The organism is Nocardioides acrostichi (assembly GCF_015319165.1).
GTDB lineage: Bacteria > Actinomycetota > Actinomycetes > Propionibacteriales > Nocardioidaceae > Nocardioides > Nocardioides acrostichi.
Genome location: NZ_JADIVZ010000013.1, coordinates 1 through 15684 on the forward strand (window position 1 = coordinate 1; position 15684 = coordinate 15684).

At 71.3% G+C, this 15684-nt stretch carries 19 protein-coding genes; 9 read left to right on the forward strand and 10 right to left on the reverse strand.

What is annotated here, in order from left to right:
* Nucleotides 1-671, forward strand: a 671-nt coding sequence (locus ISG29_RS17845) for an HNH endonuclease (protein WP_207793312.1), incomplete at its 5' end; no start/stop codon positions are given.
* A gap of 802 nt (nucleotides 672-1473) precedes the next feature.
* Here the strand turns inward: ISG29_RS17845 and ISG29_RS17850 are convergent.
* Nucleotides 1474-1884 carry a hypothetical protein gene (locus tag ISG29_RS17850; protein WP_194504817.1) on the reverse strand — a complete coding sequence of 137 codons (411 nt, stop codon included), beginning with the start codon at nucleotides 1882-1884 and terminating at the stop codon, nucleotides 1474-1476.
* Between the two features lie 42 nt (nucleotides 1885-1926).
* Here ISG29_RS17850 and ISG29_RS17855 point away from each other — a divergent pair, with 42 nt between their 5' ends.
* On the forward strand, nucleotides 1927-2208 hold the full coding sequence (locus tag ISG29_RS17855; protein WP_194504818.1) for a hypothetical protein: 282 nt from the start codon (nucleotides 1927-1929) through the stop codon (nucleotides 2206-2208).
* Between the two features lie 29 nt (nucleotides 2209-2237).
* On the opposite strand, the gene ISG29_RS17860 is transcribed toward ISG29_RS17855, so the two are convergent.
* Nucleotides 2238-2855, reverse strand: coding sequence for a hypothetical protein (locus ISG29_RS17860; RefSeq protein ID WP_194504819.1), 618 nt, complete (start codon nucleotides 2853-2855; stop codon nucleotides 2238-2240).
* Nucleotides 2856-2954: 99 nt separating this feature from the next.
* Nucleotides 2955-3614, reverse strand: coding sequence for a peptide-methionine (S)-S-oxide reductase MsrA (gene msrA / locus ISG29_RS17865; protein ID WP_194504820.1), 660 nt, complete (start codon nucleotides 3612-3614; stop codon nucleotides 2955-2957).
* Between the two features lie 199 nt (nucleotides 3615-3813).
* Between msrA and ISG29_RS17870 the strand changes: the two genes are divergently transcribed.
* Genes ISG29_RS17870 through ilvA form a run of 4 tightly spaced genes read left to right on the forward strand, consistent with a single transcriptional unit; the run spans nucleotide 3814 to nucleotide 8313 of the window.
* Nucleotides 3814-4608 carry a hypothetical protein gene (locus ISG29_RS17870; protein WP_207793313.1) on the forward strand — a complete coding sequence of 265 codons (795 nt, stop codon included), beginning with the start codon at nucleotides 3814-3816 and terminating at the stop codon, nucleotides 4606-4608.
* 9 nt (nucleotides 4609-4617) lie between these two features.
* Nucleotides 4618-5799 (forward strand): cystathionine gamma-synthase, encoded by a 1182-nt coding sequence (locus ISG29_RS17875; RefSeq protein ID WP_328829722.1) that lies wholly within the window; start codon nucleotides 4618-4620, stop codon nucleotides 5797-5799.
* Between the two features lie 10 nt (nucleotides 5800-5809).
* On the forward strand, nucleotides 5810-7105 hold the full coding sequence (locus ISG29_RS17880; protein ID WP_194504822.1) for an AI-2E family transporter: 1296 nt from the start codon (nucleotides 5810-5812) through the stop codon (nucleotides 7103-7105).
* Nucleotides 7102-8313 (forward strand): threonine ammonia-lyase, encoded by a 1212-nt coding sequence (ilvA, locus tag ISG29_RS17885; protein WP_194504823.1) that lies wholly within the window; start codon nucleotides 7102-7104, stop codon nucleotides 8311-8313. Before ISG29_RS17880 ends, ilvA begins: the two co-directional genes overlap by 4 nt.
* A 13-nt stretch (nucleotides 8314-8326) precedes the next feature.
* Here ilvA and greA read toward each other — a convergent pair whose 3' ends face one another.
* Together greA and ISG29_RS17895 are read right to left on the reverse strand one after the other, a co-directional pair.
* A complete protein-coding gene (gene greA / locus ISG29_RS17890) occupies nucleotides 8327-8836 on the reverse strand; it encodes a transcription elongation factor GreA (RefSeq protein WP_194504824.1) in 510 nt (169 codons plus the stop codon).
* Nucleotides 8837-9069: 233 nt separating this feature from the next.
* A complete protein-coding gene (locus tag ISG29_RS17895; RefSeq protein ID WP_194504825.1) occupies nucleotides 9070-9507 on the reverse strand; it encodes a DUF4307 domain-containing protein in 438 nt (145 codons plus the stop codon).
* A 31-nt stretch (nucleotides 9508-9538) separates the two neighbouring features.
* On the opposite strand from ISG29_RS17895, the gene mca reads away from it, so the two are divergent.
* Entirely contained in the window at nucleotides 9539-10462 is a 924-nt protein-coding gene (gene mca / locus ISG29_RS17900) for a mycothiol conjugate amidase Mca (RefSeq protein WP_194504826.1), read from the forward strand.
* A complete protein-coding gene (locus ISG29_RS17905; RefSeq protein ID WP_194504827.1) occupies nucleotides 10459-10722 on the forward strand; it encodes a hypothetical protein in 264 nt (87 codons plus the stop codon). The genes mca and ISG29_RS17905 overlap by 4 nt, the downstream gene beginning before the upstream one ends.
* Before the next feature lie 18 nt (nucleotides 10723-10740).
* On the opposite strand, the gene trxA is transcribed toward ISG29_RS17905, so the two are convergent.
* Nucleotides 10741-11109 carry a thioredoxin gene (gene trxA / locus ISG29_RS17910; protein WP_194504828.1) on the reverse strand — a complete coding sequence of 123 codons (369 nt, stop codon included), beginning with the start codon at nucleotides 11107-11109 and terminating at the stop codon, nucleotides 10741-10743.
* Nucleotides 11110-11140: 31 nt separating this feature from the next.
* Nucleotides 11141-12451, reverse strand: coding sequence for a serine/threonine-protein kinase (locus ISG29_RS17915; protein ID WP_194504829.1), 1311 nt, complete (start codon nucleotides 12449-12451; stop codon nucleotides 11141-11143).
* A gap of 204 nt (nucleotides 12452-12655) precedes the next feature.
* Here ISG29_RS17915 and ISG29_RS21385 point away from each other — a divergent pair, with 204 nt between their 5' ends.
* Nucleotides 12656-12787, forward strand: coding sequence for a hypothetical protein (locus tag ISG29_RS21385; RefSeq protein WP_268927775.1), 132 nt, complete (start codon nucleotides 12656-12658; stop codon nucleotides 12785-12787).
* A 26-nt stretch (nucleotides 12788-12813) separates the two neighbouring features.
* On the opposite strand, the gene ISG29_RS17920 is transcribed toward ISG29_RS21385, so the two are convergent.
* From ISG29_RS17920 to ISG29_RS17930, 3 genes are all read right to left on the reverse strand, one after another.
* Complete coding sequence (locus tag ISG29_RS17920) at nucleotides 12814-13200, reverse strand: ATP-binding protein (RefSeq protein ID WP_194504830.1); 387 nt, start codon at nucleotides 13198-13200, stop codon at nucleotides 12814-12816.
* A gap of 61 nt (nucleotides 13201-13261) precedes the next feature.
* Entirely contained in the window at nucleotides 13262-14872 is a 1611-nt protein-coding gene (locus ISG29_RS17925; RefSeq protein ID WP_207793314.1) for an AMP-binding protein, read from the reverse strand.
* A 254-nt stretch (nucleotides 14873-15126) separates the two neighbouring features.
* Nucleotides 15127-15549 carry a response regulator transcription factor gene (locus ISG29_RS17930; RefSeq protein WP_194504832.1) on the reverse strand — a complete coding sequence of 141 codons (423 nt, stop codon included), beginning with the start codon at nucleotides 15547-15549 and terminating at the stop codon, nucleotides 15127-15129.
* Nucleotides 15550-15684 lie beyond the last annotated feature (135 nt).

The window sequence follows — 15684 nt, forward strand, 5'->3', positions numbered from 1 at the left end:
TGGTTGAGCCGCCGGATGCCGAAGGCGAAGGCGTGTCGAAACCACCCCAACCCACCACGCTCCCCACCACGGTCCCCGCAAGCGTGCCCGCCCGCCAACTCGTCCTCCACGTGCACCTCTCCAGCGAAGCCATCACTGGCACCGGCACACCGAGCATCGACCCCGCCACCGGCGCCCTGGGCATCCACCTCGCCCGCGTCTCCACCGCCACCGGTGCACACCGCGCCACCGTGACCGCCGCCCAGGTCGCCACCTGGGCCGGCAACCCCGACACCCAGGTCATCGTCAAGCCCGTCGTAGACCTCACCGAGACGGTGAGCGTGGATGCCTACGAGATCCCCGACCGCATCGCCTACCGAGTCACCGAACAGCGCCAGACCTGCACCTTCCCCTTCTGCACCAGATCAGCGATGCGCGCCGACCTCGACCACATCGACGAATACGTCCCACGCTCCCAGGGCGGCCCACCCAGGCAGACCTCCACCGAGACCCTCGCCCCGCTGTGCCGCACCCACCACCGCGCCAAGACGCATCCGAGTCCGAGTCATCAGCCAGGCCGGTCCGAGAAGCGCTGGCGCTACCGGCGCATCCGCCCCGGCACCTACGTCTGGACCAGCCCCCACGGGCGCCACTTCCTGGTCGACCCGGACGGCACCGAACACCTCACCTGACCACCCAGTGCGATGGTCGAGCGCGCCCGCCGGCGGTTTGAACGGTGAGACCGTCCGCGGCCGATCGTGTCCGCTGGTGGTTGAGCCGTGAGGAGCGCCAGCCGGTGGATTGAGCCGCCGGATGCCAAAGGCGAAGGCGTGTCGAAATCGACGAGCGTGTCCGCTGGTGGTTGAGCCGTGAGGAGCGCCAGCCGGTGGATTGAGCCGCCGGATGCCGAAGGCGAAGGCGTGTCGAAATCGACGAGCGCGTCGAAACCCGGCGACTGTGAAGGCAACGCCAGCTTTCGTCTCACCGGGTTTCGACACGGGACTCGGCTAGCGCCTCGCCCGGCTCAACCACCGTGATGGCCCCGGTGGTTGAGCCGCGAGGAGCGCCAGCCGGTGGATTGAGCCGCCGGATGCCGGAGGCGAAGGCGTGTCGAAATCGACGAGCGCGTCGAAACCCAGCAACTGTGAAGGCAACGCCAGCTTTCGTCTCACCGGGTTTCGACACGGGACTCGGCTAGCGCCTCGCCCGGCTCAACCACCGTGATAGCCCTGAGGTGGTTGAGCCGTGAGGAACGCTAGCGACGAGCGCGTCCTGCGGTGGTTGAGCCGTGAGGAGCGCTAGCGACGAGCGCGTCGAAACCCGGCGACTGTGAAGGCGACGCTGCTTTCCACCTCACCGGGTTTCGACACGGGACTCGGCTAGCGTCTCGCCCGGCTCAACCACCGTGATGGCCCCGGTGGTTGAGCCGTGAGGAGCGCCAGCGACGAGCGCGTCGAAACCCAGCAACCGTTCCTGGCAAGGCTGCTTGGCATCTCACTGGGTTTCGACGCGGGACTCGGCTAGCGCCTCGCCCGGCTCAACCACCGCCTCGCCCGGCTCAACCACCGCCTCGCCCGGCTCAACCACCGCCTCGCCCGGCTCGATCAGCGGCGGCTCCAGGTAGCGCACCGCCACGCCGTGGGCGTGCGCGTGCTCGATCTCGCGTCGTGTGCTCTCGCCGAGGTAGCCGCCGACGTTGACGACCAGGGCCTCGTCGGCCATCGCCACCTTGGCGAGGTGCACGCGTCCCAGCCGTGCGCGCGTCTCCTCGTCCAGCACGGTGGAGGCGTCGATCATGACGGGTGCCAGCACCACGTTCCCGGCCAGTGTGAGCTCGGTCGTCAGGCGGTCGAACTCGTCGCGGAAGCGCATCGAGCCGCACAACGCGACGACGGGGATTCCCACCCGGGTGAGGCTATCCGGCCGCGAAGGGGGTAGGTACCGGGCATGCCAGCGCTGAACCGGTACCTGATCCCGGCCTGGTGCGTGTACCTGCTCGCCGTGGCGCCTCTCGGCCTCTGGATCATCGCGACGAACGGAGCGGCGGAGCATCCGGGTCTGAACGCTTGGTGGACGGTCGCGGCGTGCGCGAACCCGGTCATCGTCCTCGTCATGGCGGTGGGTGTGTGGCGTGACCCTTCCCTGGGGCGGCGCCGCGGGGCGTGGGCGCTCTCGATCGCCCTCACGGGTTGTGCGGCCGTGCCCTACTGGTGGCGCCACCTGCGGTGAGACCCCGTGCTGCCAAGCAATCCCAGGGATCAGCAATCGCCGAGATCGTTGCGAGGCCCACCTCTGAAGTCAGGCAGGATCGAGGCGTAGGAGACATCGGAGGTGTTCATCGGCGCATCGAGTGGCTGGTCAGGTCCGAGGTCGCTGAAGAAGGCGGCCGTCGCGTTGGATCCGGTTGCCTTCTCGATGGTCCGGCTCTCGATCATCACGATCTCGCACGCAGCCTCGTCGGTGTCGCGGACCGTGATGCTCGCATCTGAAGGGAAGTCATCGAGGACGACCTGTTCTGCCTCGCGTAGCGATGTTCGCGGCGCGAACGCGCGTGAGTACATGGTGATGGTGCCCCGGCTCGGCATGACGCCGAAGTACTCGTGGGTGTCGCGGACTGGCTCCCCGTACACCGATCCGGCCGTATAGCCATCGATCGAGTCGCCATGGGCGTCTTCCCACGACGCCACGCTCGCGCCATATCCCGACAGTGCGGACGGCGAGCCGTCGCCGGGCTGCGAGGAGCCGGCGGGCTCGCCTCCAGCCGACGTGGTCTCGCGGCTTGTGCCCTCCGTGTCGTCCGGCGCTGCCGGGCCGCCGCAACCGGCCAGCGCCGTCACGAGCAGTAGACCGATACCCATCTCTCGCATGCCCTCCACTGCTACCAGTGACACCGAGGGCGGCCGAGGGTGGCGCACGGACCGTTGGAGGATCGTGATGTCCGCGGAGGACGTCGACCGATCTCCGGTCCGGGTCGACTACCCAGCCTGATCGGCCGGGAACGCCACGCCCGTGTTCGCGTGGCACCGGTAGCCGTAGGGGTTCTTGGCCAGGTACTGCTGATGGGCGTCCTCGGCGTAGTAGTACGTCGCCTCGTCGGCGGGGCGGATCTCGGTGGTGATGTCGCCGAGTCCGCGCCGCGCCAGCTCCGCACCGTAGACCGAGGTCAGCTCACGAGCCGTCGCCTCTTGCTCCGGCGAGGTGAAGTAGATCGCGGAGCGGTACTGGGTACCGACGTCGTTGCCCTGGCGCATGCCCTGGGTCGGGTCGTGCACCTCGAAGAACTTCTTGACCAGGTCGGCGTAGGCCACCTGGGCGGGATCGAAGACGACCCGCACGGCCTCGGTGTGGTTGGTCATGCCGGAGCAGACCTCCTCGTACGAGGGGTTCGGCGTGGTGCCGCCGGCGTAGCCGACGGAGGTCGACCAGACGCCGGGCATCTGCCAGAAGATCTCCTCGGCGCCCCAGAAGCAGCCGAGCCCGAACACGGCGACCTCGAGACCTTCCGGTGCGGTGTCGGTGACCACCGGGGTGCCCAGCACGACGTGCTCGTCATGTAGGTGCCACGGCCGCGCGGTGCGACCGTCGAGGGCCTGCTCGGCGGGGATGAGAGCGGTCTGCTTGCGGGTGAAGAACATCGGCTGGCTCCTCGGGTCGGCTACGGGTGTTGCTGCGGTCACTTTGGGCCGGAGGGGTGAGGCGGCTTAACCTGGCCCGGACCAGCAACGTCTCGGGGGAGTTCGGTCAGTGGATCTCGGTGACACTCATGGGCACAACACGTCCAGCGACCCACATCTTCCCTTACCGCGCGAGGCGGCGGACCGGCTGCGCCACGCCGTGCGCTCGGTGTTCGCCCAGCACGGCGTCACCGTAGAAGCCCGCCGCGACCATCTCGTCGATGGCACGGGACGCCGGTTCTCGCTGTGGAACCTCGCGTCGGTGTGCGCGATGCTCGACGAGCAGCAGTGGCCCGACACGATCACGCACCACGTGGGCGTGCTGCTCTCACCCGCGCCCAGCCTCTCCGACCTGGACGACGAACAGCTGGCCGCGGCGCTGGTCCTGCGGTTGCTGCCGCGCGACGGCCTGGCGCCCGACGCTCACCCGGGTGCGGAGCAGATCGCGCCCGGCCTGGTGGTCGTACCCGCGGTACAGACCGAGCACGAAATCCTCACGCCGTCGGAGCGAGACCTGGCCCTCCGTGGCGACCTCGCCCTGCTGCGAGCCCGCGCGCAGCGCAATCTGGAGGCCCTGGCCGGGTCGGCCGAGGTGCACCACCAAGAGGTCGTCGTCGATCGGCCCGAGCACGCGGTGCACGTGATGGTCGGAGAGAGCCCCTTCGTGGCCAGCCTCAGCCTCGCCCTCGAGACCGTCCTCGGTCGCTTCGGCCACGCCGACTCCGGGTACGGAGTCCTGGTGGCCACCCCCTACCGGCACCAGCTCGGCTACCGGGTCGTCGACGGTCCGGACTCGATCGGGGCGGTCGGGCATCTCGCCGACCTCGCTGCCCACGGCTTCTCGGCGGCGCCCGGCCCGCTCAGCCCCCACGTGCACTGGGTGCACGAGGGTCAATGGCACCCGGTGGCACCCGACGCCCTCCCGGAGCCGCTGGTCCGCGCGATCGCGCCGTAGGCTCGCCGGGTGAGCGATCCACGCGCAGCCGAGCACCGTGACCACCTGAGCAAGGCGGGCTTCGAGACCCGCGCGATCCACGCCGGCTGGGAGCCCGACCCGAGCACCGGCGCGGTGATCCCCCCGATCTACGCGACGTCGACCTACAAGCAGGACGGCGTGGGCGGGCTGCGCGGCGGCTACGAGTACTCCCGCTCGGCCAACCCCACCCGCGCCGCGTTGGAGTCCACGCTCGCCGCGCTCGAGAACGGCGAGCGCGGGTTCGCGTTCGCCTCCGGGCTCGCGGCCGAGGACACCCTGGTGCGCGCGCTGTGCCGCCCGGGCGACCACGCCGTGATCCCCGACGACGCCTACGGCGGCACCTTCCGCCTCTTCGACAAGGTCGAGCGGGTGTGGGGCCTGGAGTACTCCTCGGCGCCGGTCTCCGATGTCGACGCCGTGCGTGCCGCCGTCCGCCCCGGCCAGACGAAGCTGGTGTGGGTCGAGACGCCGACCAACCCGCTGCTCACCATCGGCGACATCGAGGCACTGGCGGGTATCGCGCACGAGGCCGGTGCACTGCTGATCGTCGACAACACCTTCGCCTCGCCCTACCTCCAGCAGCCGTTGACGCTGGGCGCCGACGTCGTCGTGCACTCCACCACGAAGTACGCGGGCGGGCACTCCGACGTGGTCGGCGGCGCACTCGTGGTCCGCGACCTCGACCTGGCCGAGCGCATCGGCTTCCACCAGAACTCGATGGGCGCCGTCGCCGGCCCCTTCGACGCCTGGCTCACCCTGCGGGGGCTCAAGACGCTGGCGCTGCGCATGGAGCGGCACTGCGACAACGCCGAGCGCATCGTCGACCTGCTCGTCTCCCATCCGGCGGTCTCCGAGGTCATCTACCCCGGCCTGCCCGAGCACCCGGGCCACGACGTCGCAGCCCGCCAGATGAGGCGGTTCGGCGGCATGATCTCGTTCCGGCACGCGGATGGCGCGGAGGCCGCGCTGCGCTTCTGCGAGCGCACCCGCGTGTTCACGCTGGGAGAGTCCCTCGGCGGCGTGGAGTCCCTGGTGGAGCACCCCGGGCAGATGACGCACGCCAGCGTCGCGGGCACCGACCTGGAGGTGCCCGACGACCTCGTCCGGCTCAGCGTCGGCATCGAGTCTCTCCCCGATCAGGTGGCCGACATCGAGCAGGCTCTCGCCTAGGGTCCACCCCATGGACGAGGAGGGCTCCGAAGGATTCGCCCAGCGACTGCGACAGCAGTGGAGTGACCTACGCATCGAGCGGGAGCGTCGCCTGGCGTTCCCGACCGCGCGGCCCGACGACGCGGTGCCCGGCCGCTTCACGCGCTCCCAGGTGCCCATCGGCCTCGACCTCGCCGCCGCCTGGGCGTGGCGGATCCTGCTCATCGTGGCCCTGGCCTACGTGCTCGGTCGGGTGGTCGGATTCCTCTCCGTTCTGGTGGTGCCGCTGGTCGTGGCCACGCTCATCAGCGCCCTGGTCGCACCGCTCGTCGGCCGGCTCTCCCGCTATCTCCCGCGTGGCGTCGTCGCGCTGCTCACCGTGGTGATGGGGCTCGCCGCGGTCGTCTCCCTCCTCGGTTTCGTGGGCCGGCAGGTGGCCGGCGGTGCCAACGACCTGGCCTCCTCGTCGGTGGCGGGACTCGACCAGATCCGCACCTGGCTGCGCGACGGACCGCTCCAGATCAGTGACAGCCAGCTCGACGAGTACCTGACCCGAGCCCAGAAGGCGATCACGGAGAGTTCGCAGGGCGGCGACACGCTGCACCAGCTCACCCACCTCGGCACCACGGTCGGCCATGTCTTCGCCGGCATCTTCATCGTGCTGTTCGCGACCTACTTCTTCCTGGCCGACGGGCAGCGCATCTGGGCCTGGATCGTGCGGCTGACCCCGCGGGCGGCCCGCGCCCGCGTCGACAGCTCGGGCCGGGTCGCCTGGATCTCGCTGACCCAGTTCGTGCGCGCCACGGTCATCGTGGCTCTGGTCGACGCCGTCGGCATCTCCATCGTGGCGCTGATCCTGGGCGTCCCGTTCGTGCTGGCCATCGGCGTGCTCGTCTTCCTCGGTGCCTTCGTGCCGATGGTGGGCGCCACGGTCGCCGGCACGGTGGCGATCTTGGTGGCCCTGGTCGACCAGGGCCCGCTCACGGCCCTGCTGATGCTGGGCGGTGTCGTCTTGGTGCAGCAGATCGAGGGCCACGTGCTCCAGCCGTTCCTCATGGGCCGCTGGGTGTCGGTGCACCCCTTGGGCGTGATCGTCGCGATCGGTGCGGGCGTACTGGTCGCGGGCATCGCCGGCGCGCTCGTGGCGGTGCCGCTCGCCGCCGCCGTCAACGCGGTCGGGCTGCATCTCGCCGCCGGCACCGACCCCGGCGACGATCCCCTCGAGATGCTCGACGCGGTGCGAGCCGACGATGCGGACGCCGCCTCGGAGCTGGCCGACGATGCCGACGATCCCGGCACGGATCCCGCCGAGGAAGAGGAGCAATGAGCGGCATCGAACTCGACCAGATCCGGACGGCGCGAGACGTGCTCGCCGGGGTCTCGGTGCTCACGCCGATGGAGGAGTCGCGCTGGCTCAGTGAGCACACCGGCGGCGAGGTGTTCCTCAAGGCCGAGAACCTCCAGCGCACGGGCTCGTTCAAGGCCCGAGGCGCCTACGTGCGCATCAGCCGGCTCAGCCCCGAGGAACGCGCCGCCGGCGTGGTCGCGGCGTCTGCCGGCAACCATGCCCAGGGCGTCGCGCTGGCGGCGCAGTTGCTCGGCATCCGGGCGACCGTGTTCATGCCCGAGGGGGCGCCGATCCCGAAGGAGCGAGCCACCCGGGGGTACGGGGCGGAGGTCGTGTTCGTGGGCCACCAACTCGACGATGCCCTCGCCGCCGCTCAGGAGCACGCTAAGCAGAGCGGCGCCACGTTCATCCACCCCTTCGACCACGCCGACGTCGTCGCCGGTCAGGGCACGGTCGGCCTGGAGATCCTCGAGCAGTGCTCCCAGGTGCGCACGGTGGTGGTGCCCACCGGCGGCGGTGGGCTGCTGGCCGGCGTCGCGCTCGCCGTCAAGCTCCAGCGCCCCGACGTGCGTGTGATCGGCGTCCAGGCGAAGGACGCCGCGGCCTACCCGGGTTCGCTCGCGGCGGGCCGGCCCACGCCGCTGCACCAGATGCGCACCATGGCCGACGGCATCGCGGTCGGCCGCCCCGGCGACCTCACGTTCGCGGCCGTGCGCGACCACGTCGACGACGTGCTCACGGTCAGTGAGGACGCCCTCGCGCGCGGCGTGCTCTCACTGGTCGAACGGGCGAAGCTCGTGTCCGAGCCGGCCGGGGCGGCCGCCGTGGCGGCCCTGCTGGAGGATCCCGCGTCGTTCACCGACCCCACGGTCGCCGTCGTCTCGGGCGGAAACATCGACCCCCTGCTGCTGGGCAAGGTGATCCGGCACGGCATGACAGCGGCGGGGCGCTACCTCAGTGCGCACGTCACCATTGCCGATGCTCCCGGTGGCCTCGCCGAGTTGCTCGGTTGCGTGGGCGCCTCGGGTGCGAACGTGCTGGAGGTCGCCCACGAGCGCACCGCGCCGGGGCTGCACGTCGACGAGGTCGACGTGCAGCTCTCGTTGGAGACCCGCGGTGCGGAGCACTCCGAGCTGGTGCTGGAGCAGCTCCGCGCGCGGGGCTACCAGGTGAGCCTCGGCCGGTGACTCAGCCGGTGACTCAGCCGGTGAAGGGGACGGCGTCGAGGACGACGACCTGGAGCACCTTGCCGTTGGGTGCCTCGTAGCCGACCGTCTCGCCCTTCTTGGCGCCGATGATGGCTGAGCCGAGCGGCGACTGCGGGGAGTAGACCTTGAGGCCCTCGACGGAGTCCTCCATCTCGCGGGCCGCGAGCAGGAAGGTCTCGGCCTCGTCGTCGTCATCGCCCACGAACTTGTAGGTGACCTTCATGCCGGGGGAGACCGTGCCGTCGTCCTCGGGGGTCTCGCCGACCTCGGCGCGCTGGAGCATGTCCTCGAGCTGACGGATCCGGCCCTCGAGCCGGCCCTGCTCCTCTCGGGCGGCGTGGTAGCCGCCGTTCTCCTTCAGGTCGCCCTCGTCACGAGCGGCCGAGATGCGCTCGATGACCTCCTGACGCACCGGGCCCTTGAGCTCGGCGAGCTCGGCCTGGAGCTTGTCGAAGGCGTCCTGGGTCAACCAGATGGTGCCCTGCTCGGTGGACTGCGTCATGGGGATGTCTCCTGCGTCTACGCGTCGATCCCATGACCCGATGTGTCTGGGTCAGGTGGATCCGACGCTTCGTTCGTCGGTCAGGACAGTGGGCCAGCCATGAGTCGGCCAGGGTGTCGGGCCTCGCCTGGTGGGCGGCCCGGCCCACTGTCGGATCGGGCCAGCATAGCGGCCAAGCGGTCGGGACGCAGGTCGTCGCACCACCCCTGGGGAGGAGTCCGCGAGGATCCGGCTCAGCGTGGGCGGTTCTGGCCGTCGGCCGTGCAGCCGACGTTCTCCACCGAGGTGGCCCCGCGGGAGGTGCGGATCTCGATCTCCCGGGTGCCGGAGGAGTCCGGCGCGTAGGTGACCTCCCCGACGGTGGACTTGTCGACGGCGATCGCCCGTAGCACGCACTGCACGCCGGCGGCCCGGTCGGCGAGCTGCACCTGCACCGTGGCGTCGACGGTGTTGTCGTCGACCACCTCGAACCCGACGAGGGAGGAGCGCACCTCGGGCGTGGCGGTGCTCCAGGCGGCCCATCCGAGCAGGGCGGCCAGAGCCGCGATCACGACGGCCACGACGGCGAGCGCGACCCGGCCGCGCCACGCGGGCGGGGTGCCGTACCGCGATGCCAGTCCCGGCACCGGAGCCTGGCCCTCGGTCGGGCCCGGCGCGTCCCTTGCGTCCACGCGCTGCATGCTCCCACCTACGATGGCCACCATGGCGAACGACCCCCACGAGCAGCGGTACGAGCCGTCGTATGCCGGCCTGCGGCTCATGCACGTGCACGCTCACCCCGACGACGAGTCGAGCAAGGGCGCGGCGTCGACGGCGCGGTACGTCGCGCAGGGTGCCGAGGTGCACGTGGCGACCTGCACCGGCGGTGAGCGGGGCTCGATCCTGAACCCCAAGATGGAGCGCCCCGACATCCTCGAGAACATCACCGAGGTGCGCCGTCAGGAGATGGAGCGCGCCCGCGACATCCTCGGCATCACCCAGCACTGGCTGGGCTTCGTCGACTCCGGCTGGCCCGAGGGGGATCCCAAGCCGCCGCTCCCCGAGGGCTGCTTCGGCCTGGTCCCGCTCGACGAGGCGATCGTGCCTTTGGTGCGGCTGATCCGCGAGGTGCGCCCCCACGTGCTCACCACCTACGACGAGCGTGGCGGCTACCCGCACCCCGACCACGTGATGTGCCACCAGGTGTCGGTGGCCGCCTTCGAGGCCGCAGCCGACCCGGAGCGCTTCCCCGAGCTGGGTGAGCCCTGGCAGGTGTCCAAGCTCTACTACCACCACTCGTTCAACCGCGAGCGCATGCAGCGGCTGCACGACATCGCTCTCGAGCACGGCCTGGAGTCGCCGTGGGGTGAACGGCTCAAGCAGTGGAAGCCCGAGCCGGAATGGGACGCCCGGGTCACCACCAAGGTCGTGTGCGACGACTGGTTCGGCGTCCGCGACCAGGCGCTGCTGGCCCACGCCACGCAGATCGACCCCGACGGGCACTGGTTCTCGATCCCCCGGGAGCTTCAGGCGCAGGTGTGGCCGACCGAGGACTTCGAGCTCGTGACCTCCCACGTAGGCTCGATCGCGCCGGAGGACGACCTGTTCGCCGGTCTGCTCGTCGATGCCCCCGGAGGCGCCCGATGATCCCCGCCACGCTCGCCCTGGTCGCCAGCGACGCCGTGACCCTGCTCGTGCGACTTGCCGACCCCATCCCCGACGACAACGACGTCAAGGCCGGCTGGGGCGCGTTCGCGCTCTTCATCGGGCTCTTCGTGGTCGTCGGTCTGCTCGGGTGGAGCCTCACCAAGCAACTGCGCAAGGCCGACGACGCCAAGCGCCGCGGCGTCTACGGTGACGAGCCGGAGGCAGACCCCGCGACGAAAGCCGAGCAGCAGGACGCCTGATCGGCGCCCCAGGGCCCTTCAGCCCTCCTGCTGCTGGTTGTCGATCTGCTGGCGCACGTCGTCCATGTCGAGACCGCGTACGGCGGTGATGACCTGCTCGAGTCCGGCCGGCGGCAGTGCACCCGGCTGGGCGAACACGAGGATGCCCTCGCGGAACGCCATCAGCGTCGGGATCGAGGAGATGCCCGCAGCCCCTGCGAGCTGCTGCTGCTCCTCGGTGTTGACCGACCCGAAGGTGATGTCGGCGTGGGCCTCGGAGGCCTTCTCGTAGGTCGGGGCGAACTGCTTGCACGGGCCGCACCACGACGCCCAGAAGTCGACGAGCAGGATGTCGTCGTCCTTGACGTGGGACTCGAAGTTCTCGGCGGTCAGCTCGACGGTAGCCATGCACCCAGCCTACGGGCGGCGACCTGACCGGCTACTTCTTCTTGCCCTTCGCCTGACCCGGACCCTGACCAAGACCCTGACCGGGGCCCTGACCCTGACCGGGGCCCTGACCCGGGCCCTGACCCGGGTTCGTCTTCTTCGGGCCGTCGGCCGGCCCGCCGGGCGCGGTGGTGGGGGTCGTGGTGCTGGGGGAGGTGGTCGGCGACGTCGGGGCGGACGACGTGGGCTCGGTGGGAGCAGAGCGCGAGGGCGCCGGAGACTCGGGGGAGGGGGCGGAGCCGTCGCCGCCGGCGCCCGCGGCGACGGCCGCGATGACGATGAGCAGCACGATCGCGGCGACCGCGATCGCGGCACCTCGCTGGTTCGCCTCGAGGGCCCGCCAGCGAGCGAGCGCGACAGCAGGGGACCGCGCGATCGCGTTGCCGGCCCGGTCGGTCCAGGCGTCGTCCTGCACGGCGGCTTCGCCGGTGGGCGCCGTCGCCGGGGCGGAGGCCAGCACGCTCGTGGCTGCGACCGGTGCGGTCAGCACGGCGGTCGTCCCCGCCCCCGGGGTGCCGCCGGCCAGGGCCTGGGCGACGGCCGACGCCGTCGGGCGCTGCGCGGCCTCGGCGGCGGTCATGGCGCCCAGGAGCTCACGCCAGCCCGCATCCAAGGCGGTGGGGATGTCGGGATCCCGGTGCAGTCGGGCCATCGCCGACTCGGTGGCCGGGCCCGGGAAGGCGCGCTGCGCGGTGAGGGCCTCGAGGAGCACGAGGCCCAGCGAGTAGACGTCGGCGGAGGTGTCGACGTCCTCGCCGCGCACCTGCTCGGGGGAGAGGTAGGCCGCGCTGCCGATGGTCGTGCCGGTGCGGGTGTGCCGGGCGGCGTCGCTGAGCAGCCGCGCGATGCCGAAGTCGGCGAGCAGCACCCGCCCGTCGTCGCCGAGCAGCACATTGGCGGGCTTGACGTCGCGGTGCACGATGCCTCGCCCGTGCGCGTAGGCGACGGCCTCGGCGACCGCGGCGCCTATCCGGGCGACCGACTCCGAGGGCTGCGGGCCCTCGGCGATGGCATCGGCCAGTGTGCGGCCTTCGACCAGCTCCATCACGAGGAACGGTCGCTCCTGGTCGATGCCGGCGTCGAGCACGGTCACGAGCCCGCGGTGACTGAGCCCGGCCAGGGTGCGCGCCTCGCCGGTGAAGCGGGCCCGGTCGGTCTCGTCGCCGGCCCGCGTGCTGAGCACCTTGACGGCCACCTGGCGCTGCAGCAGCAGATCCGTGGCCCGGAAGACCTCGGCCATGCCACCTGCCCCCAGGCGGTCCTCGAGCTGGTAGCGATCGCGCAGCGGGTCGCTGTCGGGCACGGATCCTCCGGAAGACTCAGGTGGCGCGGCCCGCGTGCTCGTCCCCCGGCCGGCCCGCTCGGGCCCGCGAGGCCGGAGTCAGTATGCGCCACGCGGGCTGTTCCCGAGCGACGTGGTGTCGCCCGCGGCCCGCGTGGAGGGGCGCGCGGTCAGCTGACCGGTTCCGGGATTCCGTCGACGGTGAAGACGCCACCGTCGTGGTCGTTGTCCGGGTCGATCGGGGCGGTGGTGCCGGAGATGGTCTGCTTCTTGGGGTCCGCGGTGCTGCGGGACGACGCGACGGCGGTCGTCGTGACGGATGCCGCCGGCCACGAGGTGCTGCGATCCAGACTGTGACCTCGGGTGCGGCGTCGGACCTCGGCTCAGGCCGCCGCGAGCTCCATCTCGGCGACGACGCGGGTGCCGGCGGCGTGGTCGACATGCCACTCGGTGCACATCTCGGCGATGAGCAGCAGCCCGCGGCCGGAGTCGTCGAACGCGTTGGCATCGCGGGCCTCGGGGTGACCCGCGCCGCCGTCGCTGACGTCGAGCGTGAGGTGGTGGTCGACCAGAGCCAGCACGACGTGCACGCCGCCGGAGGCGTCGGGGGCACCGTGCTCGACGGCGTTCGTGACCAGCTCGCTGAGGACCAGGGAGGCCTCGAAGGAGAGGGGCTCGGCGATGCCTGCCTCGTGGAGGAAATCGCGCAACTGGCGCCGCGCCGCTGCCACGCTGGCCGGCTTGTGCTCCAGGTGAAGGCTTCGCCTCATGGCCACTCTCCCTTCTCTCACTCGGCGGTTGTACCCGCTCTCCTCGTGGCTCACACCCGTTTCACCCTTCGGAGTGGGCGGACCCGGCCGCGGGCAGCGAGCGCACGACGACCTTGCCGCTGGCGTTGCGGGGGAGTTCGTCGAGCAGGACGACGTCGCGCGGCACCTTGTACCCGGCGAGCTGGGCCTTCACGTGCTCCTTGAGGACGACGGTGAGCGCAGCGGGGTCGGGCGCGTCTGGCGTCGGCACGACGTACGCGGCGAGGCGCTGGCCGAACTGTTCGTCGTCGACTCCGACGACCACGACCTCGCGGACCGCGTCGTGGGCACCCAGGATCTTCTCGACCTCGATGGGGTATACGTTCTCCCCCCCGCTGACGATCATGTCGTCGTCGCGGCCCACGACGAAGAGCCGGCCGCCGTCGTCGAGTCTTCCGACGTCGCCGCTGACCATCCACTCCTCGCCGGCGTGCGCGGTGTGCTCCTTGGTCTCACCCGAGGTGTATCCCTCGAAGGCCGTGCCCGAGCGCACGCAGATGCGCCCGACCTGGCCGGTCGGCACGGGGTGCCAGTCGTCGTCGAGGATCGCCAGCTCGGTGCCGGCGAGCGGCTGGCCTGCCGTGTCGGGGGCGTGGCGCAGGTCGGCGGGCGTCGCGGTGCTGATCAGCCCGGCCTCGGTGGCGTTGTAGGAGTTGTAGATCGTCTCCCCGAAGCGATCCATGAACGCGACCACCGCGTCGGGGCGCATGCGTGATCCGCTCGCGGTGACGAAGCGGAGGCTCGCGCACGGGTAGCGGTCGAGGGTCTCGGCGGGCAGGTCGGTGATCCGTTCGATCATCACCGGCACGACGGCGAGGCCGGTGGCGCCGTGCCCGTCGACCATCGCGAGGGTCGCCTCGGGGTCGAAGCGTCGTCGCGTCACGACGGGGCACCCCATGGCGGCGGCGATGAGCAGCTGGCCGAAGCCGAAGGCGTGGAACATCGGTGCCGCGACGACGACGGTCTCACCGGCCCTCCACGGGATGCGGTCGAGCATGGCGGCGAGGGTGCCGCCGCTTCCGGTCGAGCGTTTCGCGCCCTTCGGTGTGCCGGTCGTGCCGGAGGTGAGCAGGATGACGGCGCTGCGGCGCTCGGGGGAGGGCGGCCGACGACCGTGGTGTGCGCGCAGCAACGCGTCGAGCGTCTCGACCCCGGGGGTGGGCTCGTCGGCCCAGGCGATGACCCGGCCGAGGTCGGGGAGGTCGGCGGTGGCCTCGTCGACCACGGCGGCGAACTCGGCGTCGTGGACGATCACCGAGGCGCCCTCCCGGCGGAGCACGTCACGCAGTTGGGGCGCCGAGAAGGAGGTGTTGAGCAGCAGCACGTCGCCGCCGGTGCGGGCGCCACCCGCGAGAGTCTGGACGAAGCCGCGGTGGTTGCGCGCGAGCACGGCGATCGTGGCGGGGGTGCCTCCGCTCAGGGCGAGCAGTCCGGCCGCGCAGGCATCGGCGCTCTCGTCGAGCTCGCGCCACGTCAAAGGGCCGCGCTCGTCGACGAGTGCGACGGCGTGGGGGTGCTTCGCGGCGGCGAGGGCGAAGCCGGACGTGGGGGAGACGCCGCGGCGCAGGACCGCGGCCATGCGCGCCAGCGCCAGGGGGCTCAGCGGCCCGATCATGCCGCTGCGCCAGAGCACGCGAGTACTCCACAGAGACCGGCGCACCCTTGCGTCCATCGACCCTCCGCGGTACTAGAACGTGTTCTCGTGTCGGCAGAGTGTGCCACACGGCGCGGCTGGGCAGGAGCGGTGAAAACGAACGAGCCGGGCCGCTACGCCCAGGGAGTGACGTAGCGGCCCGGTGGTCCCGGGTGGGCAGCTGGCACGGACAGCCCGGCCGCACGGCGCGGCCTGACCCGGGAAGCGGCGAGTGGCGCCGCGGGCAGGGAGAGTCAGGCGACGCCCCCGGCAGCGGTGCCGGGGTGGCCGCCCATGGCGAACTGCATGGCGCGCTCGTCGAGCAGGAGGTGGATGCGCTCCACCAGCTCCTCGCGGGAGAACGGCTTGGCCAGGAAGTCGTCGGCGCCGGCCACGTAGCCGCGCCGGATGTCCTGCCGCGTGGCGAGGGCGGAGAGCATGAGCATGATCGGCCGGCTCGCCTCCTCGAGGTCGGCGCAGGCGTGGAGCACCTCGAGCCCGGTCATCCCGGGCATGGAGTTGTCGAGCACGACCAGGTCGTAGCCGCCCTTGGTGATGGCGCGCAGCGCCTGTATCCCGTCGGGAACCCCTTCCACTTCGTGGCCGGCCCGCTGCACCACCAGGCGCAGGAGCAGGCGCAGGTCTTCGTCGTCCTCAGCGATCAGAATGCGTGCCATGACTGATGCATCGGTCGGGACGGCCGCGGGTTGAGGGACTTTGGACACCGAATGTGCGCGACCCGCCCCGAATGATCGACGTCCGGGCATCGACGTCCGGGTATCGACGTGAGATGAGGCCGAATCCAGCCGGTT